The 18487-nt window shown below is 41.8% G+C and carries 12 protein-coding genes; 8 read left to right on the forward strand and 4 right to left on the reverse strand.

The genetic code is table 11. The features are described from left to right. Nucleotides 1-181: 181 nt before the first annotated feature. Complete coding sequence (locus F0226_RS05345) at nt 182-3367, reverse strand: EAL domain-containing protein (protein WP_345776507.1); 3186 nt, start codon at nt 3365-3367, stop codon at nt 182-184. Nucleotides 3368-3465: 98 nt separating this feature from the next. Here F0226_RS05345 and asnC point away from each other — a divergent pair, with 98 nt between their 5' ends. Next, nucleotides 3466-3930: a transcriptional regulator AsnC gene (asnC, locus tag F0226_RS05350; RefSeq protein ID WP_137373898.1), complete on the forward strand. Its 465-nt coding sequence runs from the start codon at nt 3466-3468 to the stop codon at nt 3928-3930. A 188-nt stretch (nt 3931-4118) separates the two neighbouring features. On the opposite strand, the gene prlC is transcribed toward asnC, so the two are convergent. Next, nucleotides 4119-6161 carry an oligopeptidase A gene (gene prlC, locus F0226_RS05355; protein ID WP_171734682.1) on the reverse strand — a complete coding sequence of 681 codons (2043 nt, stop codon included), beginning with the start codon at nt 6159-6161 and terminating at the stop codon, nt 4119-4121. Nucleotides 6162-6322: 161 nt separating this feature from the next. On the opposite strand from prlC, the gene F0226_RS05360 reads away from it, so the two are divergent. The 6 genes from F0226_RS05360 to F0226_RS05385 all read left to right on the forward strand — a co-directional run bounded on the left by F0226_RS05360 (nt 6323) and on the right by F0226_RS05385 (nt 13821). Continuing rightward, nucleotides 6323-7177, forward strand: coding sequence for a 23S rRNA (adenine(2030)-N(6))-methyltransferase RlmJ (locus tag F0226_RS05360; protein WP_137373896.1), 855 nt, complete (start codon nt 6323-6325; stop codon nt 7175-7177). Between the two features lie 194 nt (nt 7178-7371). Continuing rightward, nucleotides 7372-8727, forward strand: coding sequence for a glutathione-disulfide reductase (gene gorA / locus F0226_RS05365; protein ID WP_171734683.1), 1356 nt, complete (start codon nt 7372-7374; stop codon nt 8725-8727). A 132-nt stretch (nt 8728-8859) separates the two neighbouring features. Next, nucleotides 8860-10191 carry a serine/threonine-protein kinase gene (locus tag F0226_RS05370; protein WP_171734684.1) on the forward strand — a complete coding sequence of 444 codons (1332 nt, stop codon included), beginning with the start codon at nt 8860-8862 and terminating at the stop codon, nt 10189-10191. 40 nt (nt 10192-10231) lie between these two features. Next, on the forward strand, nt 10232-11674 hold the full coding sequence (locus tag F0226_RS05375; protein ID WP_171734685.1) for a chromosome partitioning protein ParA: 1443 nt from the start codon (nt 10232-10234) through the stop codon (nt 11672-11674). Then, nucleotides 11674-12246, forward strand: coding sequence for an ECF-type sigma factor (locus tag F0226_RS05380; protein ID WP_171734686.1), 573 nt, complete (start codon nt 11674-11676; stop codon nt 12244-12246). The genes F0226_RS05375 and F0226_RS05380 overlap by 1 nt, the downstream gene beginning before the upstream one ends. 24 nt (nt 12247-12270) lie before the next feature. Further along, nucleotides 12271-13821 (forward strand): hypothetical protein, encoded by a 1551-nt coding sequence (locus tag F0226_RS05385; protein WP_171734687.1) that lies wholly within the window; start codon nt 12271-12273, stop codon nt 13819-13821. A gap of 9 nt (nt 13822-13830) precedes the next feature. Here F0226_RS05385 and F0226_RS05390 read toward each other — a convergent pair whose 3' ends face one another. After that, complete coding sequence (locus F0226_RS05390) at nt 13831-14727, reverse strand: hypothetical protein (protein WP_171734688.1); 897 nt, start codon at nt 14725-14727, stop codon at nt 13831-13833. A 217-nt stretch (nt 14728-14944) separates the two neighbouring features. Here F0226_RS05390 and F0226_RS05395 point away from each other — a divergent pair, with 217 nt between their 5' ends. Further along, entirely contained in the window at nt 14945-17278 is a 2334-nt protein-coding gene (locus tag F0226_RS05395; protein WP_171734689.1) for a hypothetical protein, read from the forward strand. 97 nt (nt 17279-17375) lie between these two features. Here F0226_RS05395 and F0226_RS05400 read toward each other — a convergent pair whose 3' ends face one another. Further along, nucleotides 17376-18368 (reverse strand): SPOR domain-containing protein, encoded by a 993-nt coding sequence (locus F0226_RS05400; RefSeq protein WP_171734690.1) that lies wholly within the window; start codon nt 18366-18368, stop codon nt 17376-17378. Nucleotides 18369-18487 lie beyond the last annotated feature (119 nt).

Genomic DNA, 18487 nt, shown 5'->3' on the forward strand with positions numbered 1-18487 from the left:
TCTCAATCACATTGAGAGGGCAAATAAATAAGGCAAGCAGTTTACCTGATTGCCTCAAAAATAAGTATTAGATGATGTGGCGATAAATGCACATTTCTCTCACATGAATCTATAGCAGTTTTATTATTGCGTTTTGCTATAGCGTTCTCATCAAGCTGTGCCAGCTAGCCATTGGACATTGTTAAATGTTTTTCTCTTGAATCAGTTCTTCCACCAGCTCCGCCAATGGCTTGGGTTTGCCAATGATATAACCTTGAGCATAGTCGACACCCAGCTCCATGAGTCGGTCAATAATCTGAGTGTTTTCAACAAACTCAGCGACGGTTCGCTTACCCATCTGTTTCGCTAGGTCATTAATAGAACGGACCATGACTCTGTCCATTTCATTGACATCAATGTCTCGCACAAAGAGACCATCAATTTTTACAATATCGACAGGCAGCTTTTTCAAATATCCAAACGAAGACAACCCCGAACCAAAGTCATCTAAAGCAATCAAACATCCCAGCTCTTTCACTTTTGTGAAAAACTCAATGGCTTGATTCATATTACTCATGGCTGCTGTTTCCGTGATTTCTAAGCAAATCTTACAGCTTGGTACCCTAGAGTTTTTCAAACTCTCTAAAAAGAAATCAATAAACTCTTGGTTCCCCATCGAGTGACCCGATAGGTTAATCGAACATAACCCTAAGTCATCAAAGGTTTCAAAATTCTCTTCTAACCATTGCAAGGTTTGCTTTATCACTTGGCGATCAATGTTATGCGCGATGTTATAGCGTTCAGAGGCAGGAACAAATATCCCCGGTGAAATGTATTCACCTTTGTTGTTCTTTATTCTGGCTAATATTTCAAAGTGCATTTTTTCATGACCACTATCTAGACCTAAAATGCGCTGAGCAAACAATTCTAAACGGTCATGAGCCAATGCATCATGAACCAAATTCACACATTCCATTTCTAAGTGACGGCGGCGTAAATCCTCATCATCTTGATGATAAAGGTTATAACGATTACGCCCTTCTTCTTTGGCAATATGGCAAGCTGCATCCGCTTGGGCATGAACCATTTGTGGCGAAGAAGCCGTATGGTCAATTAAGCGAATACCAATTGAACTGGTTAAATTTAGGCGAATGTCATCCCACAGGAATGGGGCTTCTCTCATCGTCGAAATAATGCTGCGACAAACATTGATAGCATCTCGCTCTGTGCAGTCTTTTAGCAGCACGGCAAATTCATCCCCGCCCATACGCGCTAAAATCGCGTTGTAAGGTAAAACGTCTTCAAGTAACCCTGCACAAAATAAAATCGCAGCATCTCCGGCTTCATGCCCTGCGGTATCATTCAGTACTTTAAGTTGGTCGAGATCGAGAAATAACATCGCATGAGTTCGCATATGGCTCGCGACTTCTTTTAGTGCCTTATCCAGCTCTTGCTCAAAGTGATTACGATTAAACGTGTTCGTCAATAAGTCATAACGAGCTTGGTATTCAAGCTGCTCTGAAAGGGCGTGAGTTTCTGTAATGTCTTCGCCGACAATCAGTAATTGATCTGAATCGACTAACGGACGAATGTTTTCACGAATCCATATCGTGCGACCATCAGCATGACGATATTGAATATCTCGTCGCCATACTCCTTTCAAATACTGCTGAGGAAGCAATAAAACTTGGCGTGGAATCATGACATTCTTTTCGACGTAGAACTCTCTAGGTCGATGACCTAACAACTCATCCAGCGGGTAACCCAGTAATTGCTCAGCAAACTGGTTCACTTGTTGAATACGGTTATTCCCATCTAGGGTAATCATCATGACGGGCTGTTTGTCGTAGTACAGTTTCAAATTCGCTTCGCGCTGAAACAGTTTATTTTCAGTTAACTTACGAGAAGTAATGTCTCTTGCTTCTAATAAGAATTGAACCTCTTCTGAATTGGGCATTGGTTTCAATGAAACTTCCAATACCATTGCGCCTCGGTCTTGGCACCACACTTCCCCTTCAAACCTAAGCGCTGAATAGGGTGCGCCCGCTGTGAAGTATTCTTTTAAAGTTTGACTAGCCGAATCTTCCAAATGCTGATGCTCAAAGAGTGGTGAGCCCAGCTTATAGCCTTGGTTATAAAGCAACTCATGCAACTGTGTATTACTTGAAATCAGCGCCCCATTTTTTTCTACAATCCCCATAAATTGCAGGCTTTGGTCAAAAATAGACTCTAATAATAGCTGACTCTTTCGGCTGCTTTTTTCGCTGATGCGTAGCCGGTTCAAATAATAAATCAATGTGAAGATAACAATCGTCATCAATAAGAAAACACTACCAACGGTACGAATTTCATCGCGATAACGAGTCATAAATGACTCGGGTTTATTGAGCAATGTTACTGACGCTTCATTTTCAGTGCCTAGATCCCAACGGCTAAGCTGTTGATGGTCTAACTTAACTTCAGAAGAACCTGATTTTGCTATTGGGAGAGGCTCATTGGGTGATGCTAATACATTAACGAGCACTTCACCGGTTTCTCGACCTTGAGACGAACCACTTTGAATCACCCCGCCAACGGCACCAAAACCGAGCCCCAAATCATGAACCATATAAATGGGAACATTAGTTAACTGGTTTAACTTACGCCAATCATTTTCAGTACTGATGTAACCATTATGATCTCGATAATAAACCCAAAACAGCACACTCTGGGTCATGTCACTTCGCTGAGAAAACTGGATAAGTTCTTGGTAAGTTTTAGGAATAAAATGTTCTACAAGATCATCAAATTCAGGGTTCTGATCTAGAAAAGCATCCACCTGAGTTCGGACGGCTTCTCCTGTCACGGAGTAGTCAGATACCACATAAACTGTCTCAACTGTTGCTTGCAGGCGTTGAATTAAGGTTAAGTTATTAAGGATATCAATATCTTCAGTGATGCCCGTCGCGTTTAAGCCTGTGTGCATCTCTGGTGAGTAATTATTAATTCCCCCAAAAATGACCGGAGTGCCTTTTAACTCAGGAGCCAAGCGCTGCATTAAATGCAATGCAATGTTATCGCTCACCACTACAGCTGAAAATTCTTCATGGGACAGTTTTGATTTATAAAGCTGATAAACTTTTTCTAAATACGCTTGGCTTTGTACCCGCTTAGCATCTAAATACACCACCCGATAAGAGATACCTGCGTCATTAAGCGGCTTTGATAGACCACCTTGAAAATCGTCTGTCCAAAAAAAGCCTTGATGGTACGAATGCACAACCAAAACATCTTTCGGTTTCGCCATTTCTTTCTGCTGAACTATTTCTTTCTGTTGTGCGATTTCCTTTTGCTGTGCAATAGCAAAAAAACTGCAAACCATCATGAGAATAAATAACGAAAAGCGCACTGAGTTGACCTTATCAATGTAGATACTGTTAATATTATCACCCTTGGCTATGAAATGTACTCTAGCTATCTGTTTTTCACTCTGTACAAGGATTTTGTATGTCGACGACAACAGCCCGCCTAGATGATCTGGATCGCGCTATTCTAAAAACCCTAATGGAAGACGCTCGCACTCCTTATGCAGAGATGGCGAAGCAATTTGATGTTAGCCCAGCCACCATTCACGTTCGTATTGAAAAAATGAAAGCCGCTGATGTCATCGAGAAAACAGAAGTGGTCGTCAATACAAAAAAACTGGGCTACGACGTTTGTTGTTTTATTGGGATCAATCTTAACGCCGCACGAGATTACCATTCCGCCATTGAAAAGCTGAATGCATTGGATGAAGTTGTCGAGGCATATTACACGACAGGTGCCTACAATATCTTTGTAAAGTTGATGTGTAAGTCGATTGAAGAGCTGCAATTTGTATTGATAGATAAGCTACAAGCTATTGATGAAGTGCAATCTACAGAAACGCTGATCTCCCTGCAAAACCCAATCAACCGCAATGTGAACCCTTAGCTCTCTAACGATACTTTTCGGTAATAGTGCGACTTTTGGTATTAGAGATAGTTTAGGTATTAGAAATAGTTTGGGGAAATACAGATAACTTGGGTAAAGATTAAACGGCTCAGTCAATAAAGCTAAAATAGACGCATACAAAAAAGGCTGAACTCATAAGTTCAGCCTTTTACTTTATGCAGCTTTAATTACGCTTCAATACCAGCGTGACGCAACATCGCATCAATTTGTGGCTCACGACCACGGAAGCGTTTGAATAGCTCCATAGGTTCTTCGCTACCACCCATTTCCAGAATGTTATTCAAGAAACGTTGGCCGGTTGCTTCATTGAAAATACCTTCTTCTTCAAACGCAGAGAACGCATCAGCAGACAGTACTTCAGCCCATAGGTAGCTGTAGTAACCCGCGCTGTAGCCACCAGCAAAGATATGCCCAAAGCTATGCGAGAAACGGTTCCACTCAACACTTGGTAGTACCGCCACTTTCGCTTTTACATCTTGCAGCGTTTCAAGAACACGCGCACCAATTTCAGGGTCGTATTCTGCGTGCAGAGTGAAGTCAAATAAGCCTAGTTCTAGCTGACGTAAAATAAACATCGCTGATTGGAAGTTTTTCGCCGCCAGCATTTTATCTAGCATTTCTTTTGGCAAAGCTTCGCCCGTTTCGAAATGACCAGAAATGAAGGCAAGTGCATCTTCTTCCCAACACCAGTTCTCTAGGAATTGACTTGGCAGTTCAACGGCATCCCAAGGTACACCGTTAATGCCGGCAACTGCACCTGCTTCTACTTGAGTCAGCATATGGTGAATACCATGACCAAACTCATGGAACAAAGTAACGACTTCATCATGCGTAAACAGTGCTGGCTTATCACCAACCGGTTTATTGAAGTTACACGTTAAGTAAGCGACCGGGGTTTGCAGCTCACCAGATTCCGTAATACGGCGACCACGGCAATCATCCATCCACGCACCACCGCGCTTATGCTCACGAGCGTAAAGGTCAAGGTAAAAACTGCCACGTAATGTATTAGTTGCATCAAAAATATCAAAGAAACGTACAGATTCGTGCCAAGTGTCCACGTCTGTGCGCTCTTTTACTGACATACCGAATACACGATTCAGTACTTCAAAGAGTCCAGATACTGCTTTTTCTTCTGGGAAATATGGACGCAATTCTTCGTCTGAGATTTCAAACAAGTTTTGCTTTTGTTTTTCGCTGTAGTAAGCGATATCCCACAATTCAAGATTTGATGCGCCAAACTCTTTTTCAGCAAATTGACGTAGCTCTTCTACTTCTTTCTCACCTTGAGGTTTTGCTTTTACTGCAAGGTTATTTAGGAAGCCTAGAACTTGATCCGAAGTCTCAGCCATTTTCGTCGACAGTGACTTTTCGCTGTAAGTAGAGAAACCAAGCATACGCGCAATTTCATGGCGCAATTTTAGCTGCTCAGTGATCAGCTCTGAGTTATCCCATTTACCCGCATTTGGACCACGATCAGAAGCACGAGTAACGTAAGCTTCATAAAGCTCTCTACGTAATGCTTGGCTATCACAGTAAGTCATTACTGGTAAGTATGATGGGATATCTAACGTCAGTAGGTAGCCTTCTAAATCTTTAGATTCAGCTGTTGCTTTCGCCGCCGCAAGTGCAGATTCAGGCATGCCCGCAAGTTCGGTAACATCAGTAATATGCTTGCTCCAACCCATGGTTGCATCCAGCACATTGTTTGAGAATTGAGAGCCTAGCTCTGACATACGTTTGCTGATTTCACCGTAGCGGTATTGCTCATCAGCAGGTAAACCAATGCCTGATAATTCAAAATCACGCAGTGCATCGGTAATTGTCTTTTTCTGAGCTTGGGTTAACGTCGAAAATTCATCACTCGCTTTAATCGATTTGTACGCTTCAAATAAGCCTTTGTGTTGGCCAACCCATGTACCGTATTCCGAAAGAATAGGTAGGCAACTTTCATACGCATCGCGTAATTCATCGCTATTCACTACCGAGTTCATATGGCTTACTGGTGACCAAATTCGACCTAGGCGATCATCTACTTCATCAATTGGCGCAACCAGGTTGTCCCAAGTTGGTGAAGTATTACCTTCTAATACTTGTTCGATTTTTTTGCGGCAGTCGGCAATCACTTGCTCAACAGCTGGCTTAACGTGCTCGGGTAAAATTTTAGAAAATGGAGGTAAGTCCGTGAAAGTCAGTAATGGATTAGACATGAGGCATCCTTTTAAATTTCGTCTTTTTTATCATTTATACGTCTAATAAATGTAGGCAGCTTATGCAAATTTCAATAGTGGCGTATAATCATTCACATTAGTTTGTTTGGAGTACCAGTTGATGAGACTCCACGGTTCATTCAGTTAAGCGAGAAATCATTTTGCTAAGTTATCGTCACAGTTTTCACGCAGGCAACCATGCGGATGTGGTTAAACATATCGTACAAAGCCTTATTCTTAATTCACTTAAGCAAAAAGATAAACCTTTTGTTTATCACGACACTCACTCAGGCGTGGGTCGCTACGACTTAACGCACGAGTGGTCTGAAAAGACTGGTGAATACAAACAAGGTATTGCTCGCCTTTGGTCGATGAATGAAGAAAACCAAGACGGTCTTCCAGAAGCATTACAAAGCTACCTAGATTCTATCTCAACGCTAAACAACGGTGAGAAACTACGTTTTTACCCAGGTTCACCGCGTGTGGCTCGTGCTCATTTACGCGAGCAAGATCGCATGGTATTAACCGAGCTTCACCCAGCGGATCACCCGTTGCTAGAGCAAGAATTTCATCGTGACCGTCAAGTGTCTATCTACAAAGAAGATGGATTTCAACGTTTGAAGGGCAGCCTGCCACCAAAAGAGCGCCGTGGTTTAGTACTGATTGACCCTCCATACGAGCTTGCAAAAGAGTACCGAGATGTCGTGACAGCCATTGCTCAAAGCCATAAGCGTTGGGCGACGGGTATTTATGCAATTTGGTACCCAGTGGTTAACCGCTGCGATATTGAAGACATGATTGAAGGGTTAGAAGGTTTAGGCATTCGTAAAATCTTACAAATTGAACTCGGTGTTTCTCCTGATACTAACGAGCGCGGTATGACAGCATCTGGCATGATCGTCATTAACCCGCCTTGGATGTTAGAAAACCAGATGAATGAAATTTTACCGGTTTTAAAAGAAGCAATTGCACCGGCGACCGGTCATTTCAAAGTGGAATGGATCGTTCCGGAATAAACATTCCTGAATGCTCACTACTTTGCCAAGAGAAATGAAACCTCTCATTGCGCACAAAAAGAACAATAATTTTAAGGATAGATTGAGTTCAACCGATCTATCCTCCATATAAAATAAATAAAACAAATTCATGTTGAGATCGTTACGCTAGCAATCCAAGCAACGCTCTCACTCAATAAAAATTGGAGAAAGTAATGGCTACTCATTTTGATTACATTTGTATTGGCGGCGGTTCAGGCGGTATTGCATCGGCAAACCGTGCTTCTATGTATGGCGCTAAAGTGGCACTAATTGAAGCTCAAGATCTAGGCGGTACTTGTGTAAACGTTGGTTGTGTACCAAAAAAAGTGATGTGGCATGGCGCGCAAGTTGCTGAAGCTATTAACCTTTACGCTGAAGATTACGGCTTTGATGTTGATCTTAAAGAGTTCAAATGGAGCAAGATGATTGAAAACCGCCAAGCGTACATTGGCCGTATTCATCAATCTTACGATCGCGTTCTTGGTAACAACAAAGTAAACGTAATCAAAGGATTCGCTAAGTTCGTTGATGAGAAGACAGTAGAAGTAAATGGTGAGCTTTACACAGCTGATCACATTACCGTTGCAGTAGGTGGTCGCCCAACTGTTCCTAACATTCCAGGTGCAGAGCACGGCATTGATTCAAACGGTTTCTTTGAGCTAATGGAACAACCTAAGCGCGTTGCTGTTATTGGTGCAGGCTACATTGCCGTTGAAATTGCGGGCGTATTACACGCACTAGGTACGGAAACTCACCTTTTCTGCCGTAAAGAATCACCGCTACGTAGCTTCGATCCTATGATCGTAGAAACGCTAGTAGAAGTAATGAACACTGAAGGTCCCACACTTCACACGCACTCAGTGCCAAAAGAAGTCGTTAAAGAAGCGGATGGTAGCCTAACTCTACACCTAGAAAACGGTGAGAGCCAAAACGTAGATACGCTTATTTGGGCGATTGGTCGTCACCCAGCAACAGATGCAATTAACCTTGCATCGACAGGTGTTGAAACAAACGATCGTGGCTACATTAAGGTTAATGAATACCAAGAAACAAACGTGAAAGGTATTTACTGTGTTGGTGACATCATGGAAGGCGGCATTGAGCTAACTCCTGTTGCGATTAAAGCAGGTCGTCAATTGTCTGAGCGTTTATTTAACGGTCAAACCAACGCAAAAATGGATTACAACCTAGTGCCAACAGTTGTATTTAGCCACCCACCTATCGGCACCATTGGTCTAACGACACAAGAAGCTGAAGAGCAATACGGCAAAGACAATATCAAAGTCTACACTTCTGGCTTTACTGCAATGTACACGGCCGTGACTAAGCACCGTCAACCCTGCAAAATGAAGTTGGTTTGCGCTGGAGAAGAAGAAACGGTTGTTGGCTTGCACGGCATTGGTTTTACCGTTGATGAAATGATCCAAGGTTTTGGTGTTGCAATGAAGATGGGCGCAACAAAAGCAGACTTCGACTCTGTGGTTGCTATTCACCCAACTGGCAGCGAAGAATTCGTAACAATGCGCTAATTGCCTCTAAAGTTTATAAAAAACCCAGCTTATGCTGGGTTTTTTTGTGTTCATATCAATAAAAACTTCAAGAAACAACCCGATTTCTTATAGAATGATTTTCTAATAAATACAATATTATCAGTAGTGACAATGTCAGCCCAAAGTCCCACAGAGGTCTTTTACCACCTAATGGATTTATCTGGTTCAGACAAAGAAGTGTATCTAAAAAAGCTAAAATCACTTCAGCCTGAGCTATTTAAGAAAGTCTCTCCACTGCTTGCGGTGGATAAAGAATCTGAGCAATTTACCCAGTTGCTCGGCTTTCACGCGCATCAAGCAATGAATATCGAATTAGACTTAACCAACACCTTAATTCACAAATATCACATTACTCATGAATTAGGACGCGGTGGAATGGGGATTGTCTATGCCGCTAGTCGTGCCGATAAAACCTTCGAGCAAGATCTCGCGATAAAATTCATTCAACCCTCATTAACCCATATTCTGGGAAAAAAGGCTCTTTTTGATGAAGCTCAGCTCTTAGCTCATCTCAACCATCCTTATATCGCTAAGGTATTTGATGGCGGAGTGTATGAAGGGTCAGTCTATATCGTCATGGAACGAGTGAAAGGGCAGACTTTATGTCAGTACCTTGCATCCACACATTTAGCGCCAAATAAGAAACTCAAACTATTCAAAGATATTTGCTTTGCGATTGAGCATGCGCATCAAAACCAGATCTTACACGCCGATCTAAAGCCTGAGAACATACTCATCGATGATGATGCTTCGCCAAAAATATTGGATTTCAACCTAACTCAAAAAGTCAGCCAGTCGAATAAATCGAATTCCACATTATTAACGGCTTACAGCAAAGCGTATGCAAGCCCAGAGCAAATGGCAGGAGATTACCTGACTCAGCAAAGTGATATCTACTCATTGGGTAAAATTCTTAAATTACTCTTTCCGAAAGAAAAACCAACCTCCGATATTGCTCATATCATTGAGAAGTCGATACAAGAGGAAATCTCTAAACGTTATTCGACCGTTGCTGAAATGCGTCTCGACATAGAAAACCAATTAGCGTGTCGCCCAATATCGCAAAAAGCGCACCTGCCTTTTTATACGGCTAAAAAGCTTTTCTGCCGCAGGCCCGTTCAATGTGCGCTGTCTTGTTTATTGCTGCTTTCAGGCGCCGCATTTTCTAGCATGCTGATTTATCAAAACCAGCAATTAGCGCAAGAAAAGCGGATTGCCGAAAATATGATGTTTGAAGTCACCAGTTTACTTTTTCATGCGAAAGGCAGTGAATCTGCCCATATGTCTGTCAATAGCATGTTAGAACTGACTCGTCGGCGTATTTTATCCAACCCAAATATACCGAAAGACATTAAACAAAAAATGTTGCTCGCCATGCTTACCCCCGCACCTGAAAAACAAGTGCTGGTAAGAAACTGCACCGAAGGCTGCACAACACCATAGCTTTGCTTAATATCTACAGAGAAGAATTTTAAGAATAATCATGAAGACTTTTTATTTACTTGCGGCACTAAGCTGCTTTTCCTATCACGTTGTTGGCGCACAGCCAGAAACACAAACGGGATACTTTATTGATTCTCCAGTCTCAGGTTTGTATTACGAAACTAGCTCTAATTTATCAGGGACCACCAATAAAGGGGCATTTGAGTACAACCCAGGAGACATCATCAGTTTTTTCATTGGCAATGACAGCTCGGGCTACCTTTTAACGACATTATCCGCCCAACAAATCATTACCCCGACTCTTTCATCCACCAAACCAAGCCGCAGTATTAATATGACTCGGTTATTACTGTCACTCGATAGTACGCCTGAAACCCGAGAAGAAATTGTACTTGCCAGTAAAATCTTATCTGACGTGGCATTTCAAAAGCAGCTAAAGAGTATTGATCTCAGCTATCTAGATAATATTGAGAGCTCTCTTGGTTTGGACTTAGTTTCAACCAAAGAAGCCACCGAGCATTTAAACCAAAGCCAGCAGTACATAAAGAAAAATTTTACTTCAAATGAAATCATCTTTTCGCCTAAAAACATCAAGATGAGCAATATCATCATCATGAAAAAAGATTGGGCGGGCAGAGCCTGTATGTATGATTTAGCCCATGCAAAAAACCCTAAATATCATGGACCAATCGGCAGTACTGATTACAAAGTAACAGGCGATGAACTCATTCAGTACCCGAGCATTGGCGATTATTTTAAAGGGTGCAACCTTGTCCCAGGTAAGCTAACCAGTGAGATAATCAGAGAGCCAATAGAAAATACCGAAGGCTGGAGTGGTCTGATTGGGTGTGCGGCAAAAGGTTGTACTCGCAATGATTTAAGCGGCTTTGCCATTGAAGATTACGATGACGAAGGGGACTGGAAATACAGAACCGTTGCGCTAGATTTTGACCCAACCACTCAACTGTTGATGGAAAAAATCCAAGGGCTTGGCCGAAATGAACACATTCAACATTCCAACAAACGGGAAATGATCTGGTTCACCTACCCTGCATCAGGCAAGGGTGATGCGATACCTTATCAAGGGTTCTGGCAGCACACCATATATGAGCAAACTGATATGGTTCAGCAATGCTTATACATTAATAACAAAACCATCTTGCAGACAGAAATGATTGAGGATGGCTGCTCTACAAATGCTGCACACTATATCACTGATGTCACTCAACAATATGGTGATATGTGGTGGTTAAATAACCCAGAAAACACGGCATCTTTAGCGCAATTAAACACTCAAGTTCGTTGGTATGATTCAATTCCGAATCAACATTTCACAACGTGGGAATATCTTCCAGCAGGAAAAGAGTGGGACGAAGGAATCTTATATCGATTCCGTCAGGCTATCTCGTTAAACGGTGATGGTTCCCATAAAATTACGACATTATCAGTTTCTGAATTCAACAAAGTAGGGTCGAATATCTAATGGCGACAGCAACGGCAGATCTCACTCAAATCATCAATGAATGGCAATCAGGTAATAAGCATGCAGAAACTGAACTGTACAAATTTGCTTATATGCAACTTCGGCATATTGCTCTCGAAGAGCGAGTTAGAAATGCGCAAAAACATGGGGATGATAATCAAGTATTAAACGACAGCATGAATAGCACGACAGCGCTCATACATGATGCTTACCTTAAGATGTCATCATCTAACTTGCAGTCAATTAGCAGTAAAAAAGATTTTTTCTTGATGGCTGCCAAAGTCATGAGGCAGATCTTGATCGATAATGCTCGCCATCTACAAGCTCAAAAAAGACAACAACTTACGCTGGTTGGTCACGATCATGACGACCGATTCGAGCAATTTGTCATCATGGATAAGGCTATTGATAGTTTCAGCCTTCGCTACCCTCGCCAATCTCAAGCTTTGAAACTCAAATATTTAATGGGGATGCGAAATCAAGAAATCAGCCAGTTGCTGGAGTGCAGCGATAGCTTAATTGAAAAAGATCTTAAATTTTCTCGAAGCTGGCTTCAAAGCAAACTGGTATAAATAATGAACAAACTGGTATAGATAATGAAAAAGAGAATTGGCTTTGTCATTGTAGCTGGGTGTGCGGTTCTTATCAGCTTGCCCTCTTTTTTATCATCGAAAGAAAGTAATGAGGTGCCGTTCATAGATACGATGAACACAGAACCATCCAATGCTAGTGAAGACTCTCGCAGCCACTCAACACCAAAGTTTCAATCACCAAAGCAGAATGAACCTGATGCATCAGTAAAAGATGATGATAAAGAAGCGAAAAACACTAACGATACTTCCTCTTATTCTATCAAACAAAAACAAGAAACAACTGAGCCCTTTGGCTTTTCTGGCTCAGGAGAAACATTGGTCATTAAAACCGATGACCCAACTCAGCTGAAAGATAAAAACCGCAAACCTGAAGTCAATTTAGCGACTCAGCAAAGTATTCAAAACGAAGTCAACCAATGGGTCTTCACTGAAAGCTCACCAGTTAATTACTCTTTGGATATTTCAGGATTATTTGAAGATCCTGACGGTGATTTACTCACCACTCAAATGACCATTAATCACCCTTCATTTTCTGTATCAGGCAGCTCTGGGAACCTTCAAATACAAGGCACACCAAAAGCTGGAAACACGCCAACTCAAATTATTATACGAGCAAAAGACAGCCACCATGGTTTAGAAGAAGATGCTTGGGTCTCAGCCACTTTTCAATTGCCTTTCGTTGATTCAGGCTTAGAAGAAGACACTTCACACCCACTGATTGGTCAAACCTGGTTCCGCCTAGAAACGACCAATAATTTAGCGGGGAAGAATTACAATTACGAAGTGGTTTACTGTGAGGCGTTTAAGTTCATCAATGATGAAGTCTTTTTTGCCGCCTCAAAAACATTAACGACTTGCCCACAAGAAAATGACCTCCGCCTTGTGGGTAACTACCATGTCAGCGAAGGTGATTTAATCGCCACTAGCAGTCTGTCTCCTTTTGATTCCGACATGACATGGCGAATCCTTGAAGAATACCCTGACTCACCTAAGTACTCGACCGCTTATGTCGCCAGTGTTCTCACTGGTAAGCATTATGAAACGTACACTCTAGGATCCAGCCGAACACAGATAGAACAACGTATTAACACCGTCACCGGGCAATACAGCTTGCAAATGACCCCACATGACTACATGTACTTAGCGACAAATGGGCGCTATTACCTTGGCGTTATTGGTATGCATCTCAGTAACTACCAACAATCTAATCCTAGCAACCCTGATATAATGGATGGTGATTTAAACATCCAATCAAAACAAATTAACGTTACATGTAATGATTTGCTTACCGGCTTTAATTATATATCTGTTGCAGGGAAAGGTGTTTACGGTGACATTATTGGTCAAACGACTGGAGAACAGAATGAGCCAATAGAGTGTGCGGAGGTTTTTGTCCCTCAATGGCAAAAACGCTACTCATTCTTCGACGTAGACTTCTTAAGCTTTGATGAATTTAAGAGCGGAGAGATATTCAGTATCATCCTCCGCCCTAGAGCCGAGTTTGCTCATAAAGTTGAAGAAATTAAGATGAACGTTAAGTACCTCACCCCTTAATCTTTTATCTTAGAAACTCCACAACGCCTGTAAGCCAGTACTGAAAGTATAAGTATCGGCTTCAGGCAGAGTCGCCTTTCTATTTTCGGTAATCATTTCCGTACACTTGCCATCAACCATGGTATTACAATAACTGGTTGTCACGGTCTCAGGATCTGATTCAAAGCGTTTTTCATAACCAAACATCGCATACCACCCTAAATGGAAGCCCGGTGCAACTTCGTAACTGACCGTCCCTTCTAGTGCGGTTCTAAAGCCAAAGTCATAAAAGTCCGTATCTGGGAATTGAGTATTGCTCGTCACGCTCCAAACGGGTAAGCCGAATGTCGCTTTGCCACTGACATGCCACTTGTCATCTCGATATAAAGTGCCGTCATCATAGGCGATACCGACATCAAGAAAGATATCTGTTGAGGTTTCTTCCCAGGTTCCATAAAAAAACTTATTGCCGTCCGCAGTATGGTTTTTCACACCGTAGCGAGTGAAGGTTTGATACGTAAGAGAGGGTCCACCAATGATTCTCCAACGATCATTCACTTTATAATGCAGCTGTATATTGGTGGCTGTTTTGAGATATTCCAGCTGATTGTTTTGAATGACACCACCGTCATTCACCCAATCTTCAGTGCCATTTTGAGGGGAAAAGGAGGCGAGTGCATCAATAGAAAAGTCATATTTATCATTGATGTAATACAGACCACCAGTATTAAGCACAGGGTTGGTTACCGTCACTTCAGACGTTAATCCACCAAAATTTTCTTGGTAAGTTACGTTCTCAATTCCCACCGTAAAGTAAGAGTACCCGTAGCGATCTTTACTGATTTCCTCTTGGCTGTTTTTTATTTGAGCATAGTCCTGAGCCCAAACCGCCATTGGCATTAAACCTAAGCATATCCACTTTTTCATTTTACATCCCTAACCTTTCATTGATGGGCGGAATAGTAATGAAAAGAAAACCTCAACTGAAGGCGATAAATGGAAATAAAATTCAATTAAATTTTACGGTTTTTTTGTGATTTTACGTGCATTGAATTTCTGAAACCCACCTGTTAAAACATCGCCAAGATAAATGGATGTTAACTCAAAATAACAATGAGTTTATAAACTCAAATAAAGGTATCTCATGAAAAAGGTTAGTTTATTAACAGCGTCAGTGGCTTTAGCGTTAACAGGTTGTGGTGGCGGTTCTGATGGTAGTTCAGGCACTCCAACTCCAGGCGGCGTAATCATTACAGGCTTTGATGGTTACTTTAATCAAGCTGTCGTTTTTGACGATAAAAACAACAATGGCGTTCTAGACATTGGCTCTGACGTTATTTTCGGTCTTACCAACGACCAAGGCCAAATTGAGATATCTGGCGACGTTTCAGGTGCACTAGCACTTCAAACATTAACACCGGGCGGCACAGTACAAACTGCACTAGTGAATCACGATAGCAGTAAATACGCAGGTAAATACACAATCGATATGGATCACCCTGCTCAAGCAATGGCTCATGAGCTTGTGTTCCGCGCACCTACGTCATCAGAAGTTATTTCTCCAATTACTGATTTAGTTGCAATCGAAATGGCTAAAGGTACAGACGCTGCTCCTGTTACTGAAGAAGAAGCGGTTGCGATTGTTAGCACTGCTCTTGGTGGTACAGAAGAAGCACCTATCGACCCTTACTCTGATTTCGTTTCAGGCGATGATGCAAATGCTGAGCTACATAAAACAGCACAGATCCTAACGGAATCGAAAGCGGCTAACCCTACGACCTATGAAGAAAAATCTGATCAGTTTGCAAAAGAAGCCGATGCGATCGTTGATACGCTAACTTCAGACCAACTAGCAGACAACGATTTAAAACCTGTTATTGAAGATAACGCGGCTCCTGGTGAAGATCTTGACCCTGTTGTTGTAACCAACAATAAGCTAGTTGTAACAGCAAGCGTTTTAGAAACAGAGCAAGGTAAAATCCCAACACTAGAAGAGAATGGTAGCTCATCAAATATCGTTCTTGATATTGCAGGCTTATTTGTTGATAAAGACCAAACTCTAATCACGCCAACTCTAACTCACAACATCCCTGCAGCAAGCGGTATTGTTGTGACTCTTGATAGCGACACATTAACTCTAGTTGCATCAGATTACATCGATGCTGCTGGTGACTTTACAGTGACTTTAACAGCTGAAGATAAGAACTCGACGCCTGAAGTAGTTGGTTCTGCGATCGCGACGTTCAAGGTTAAGATTGAAGCTGCGAACCAGGTTCCTACTGTTGACTATACTGAATACGACGTTTTACAAGCTGAAATCAACAACTGGCAGCTAGAGGTGGGTGTTCCATTCGAACAAACCATCAACATTGAAAACCTATTCACTGACAAAGATGGTGACATTGTTTCTTACCGCACTGGTGACATGACAATTCCAGGTTTAACTGTATCTCCACAAGAAGGTACAAACCCAATCATCACCGTTTCAGGTACACCTACAAAAGCAACAGCAGCCGACACTTCAGAAGCATTCACTGTTGGTGGTGTTGATAACGAAGGCGCTGCAGCTTACCAAGAAATGTTAATGCCTAGCGTAGCAGAAGGTGCTTTACCAGAACCTGATCTTCACCCTCTTGAAGGTAAGACTTGGTACATGCTAGAGCACGGCAGTTCAAACGGTGAAAGCGAGCAAAACTACGCGAGCATCTGGTGTGATTCGATTAAGTTTGAAAATGGCATCGTACTGGGTAATGTAAGAAGCATCGCGAATAAGACAACATGTTCTGAAGCTGATACTCACACTGAAAACGCAACTTATGAAGTTATCGACGGTAAACTTTTTGCGACATTTGAATTTGTAGAAGATGGTCAAAACCTAGTTGAAACCTTCCAAGTAGAAGTGTTTGAAGACGCTGATGCAATTTCTAGCGGTGCTAAAACTATCATTCACCGCATGAAAGACGCTACTGAAGACTCAGCAGAACGTTATACATACTTCAGCAATAAAGCAGACATCGAAAAACGTATCAATGTGACTTCTGAGATGGGTCCCGATGCACGTTATTTCGCCGCTTACTTACCAGCAGAACAAGACCTAACGTATAACTTAGGTACTATTGGTTTAGCGTTGAAAGAAAATTCTAACTCAAATGACAGTAACGTAATGGACGCAGGTTTATCCTTTGACGTTCCAAATAATGATTTTACCTGTGCGACTATTAATGAGTTTTTCTCAGGCTTTTACTTCACTGGTGAAGATATCGGTAGAATTAAATCTGAAGAATTCAATGGCTCTGCTATTGAGTGTTACACAAATGAAGAAAACGGCGTTAACTATGCGTCTGTTGACTTTGACTTACCAGCACTAACAGTTAACAACGTATACAGCATTATCGGTAAGGTAAAAGACAGCAATGGCGAATACCTAGAAGCGGTTAAGTTCAACATTGAATGGACTGGCACAGGTAACAACGAATAATTGGCTCACTAAGCTGAATTAATAATGTCATACCTATAAAAAACCCCGCAATTGCGGGGTTTTCTTTTATCTGAAGGAATTACTAAATGATTAATGCTTATTTCACACACAGCACATTCAATAATGATGAACCTTTCAATTGAGTGATATTACCATTGGTAAATAAGCCTTTTTTCAGAAGTCCCCAATAAGGTAAATGCATTGGCCAGTCTTCTTTTTCCATCACCTTAGACTCAAGTAGCCTTTGCCACTGTTCTTCCGTTGCCAGACCCATTCCTAACTCATAGCACACTAACTTAGCACCGTCGTAGTCTAAACGGCTCCATGGCTTACCTTGCTCCATGTAGAACTGATGTTCGTTATCACTTAAATAAGGAACTGAGTAGGTTTTACCTGAGATGTTAGTTTGCAAGCGAATCTGTACATTGAAGTTTTCATCGCCTTTCTTGGGCATGTGGGTTTTAAGTGTCGGCGCAGCAGGAATTGGAGCAACAGAATTGGCAACCTTCGGTTCTGCCTTAGGTTTCATTGTCTCTTTCGAATCTGTATATACTTTTGGAGAAGCTGTAGCCGCTACTACTGGTGGTTTTGACTCAGGCTTTGCTGATGATTTTGGTTTAGGCTGAGATTGAGATTTACCGGAAGCGGATTTATCAACCATTCGGATAAATGCTTCTTCATAGCCTTCAACTTTACGAACACCATTTAACTCTTTTTTGGCATCAGAATAGGTTTGATACGGACCAATTAAACAGCGGAAACCTTTTGCCTCTGGTTTCATCCATACGTTGGTAGAAATGTTCTTGTAGATAGGTTTAGCTTTTTCTAATGACAATGGTTTCGTCAACAAACCACACTGCACCCAAAACAGATCATTTTGAGTATGCCCTTTAGGCTCAGAACTTCCCCATAAGCCTTTACCAATCGGACAAGCTTGTTCGAGTACTGGCAGTTGATTTTCACTTGCTTGAGTAGCATCGCATAAAAAAGACTCGGCATGCGCCTGGCTTGAAAGCAACATTGCAAAAGCGAACACGCCAAAGTGATAGTGTTTTCTAAACCCGCATTCTATCGCTGCTGTAGTTGTCATCTCTATTCCCATCACTCTGAACCTTCAAGAGTTAAATTATTATCGATGGAGTGTCGATAAAAAATGAATTCCATTTTTCGTCACAACTCTATTCACTATAAACTAATAAGCACTATTAA

The organism is Vibrio sp. 99-70-13A1 (genome assembly GCF_013114625.1).
Taxonomy (GTDB): Bacteria; Pseudomonadota; Gammaproteobacteria; order Enterobacterales; family Vibrionaceae; genus Vibrio.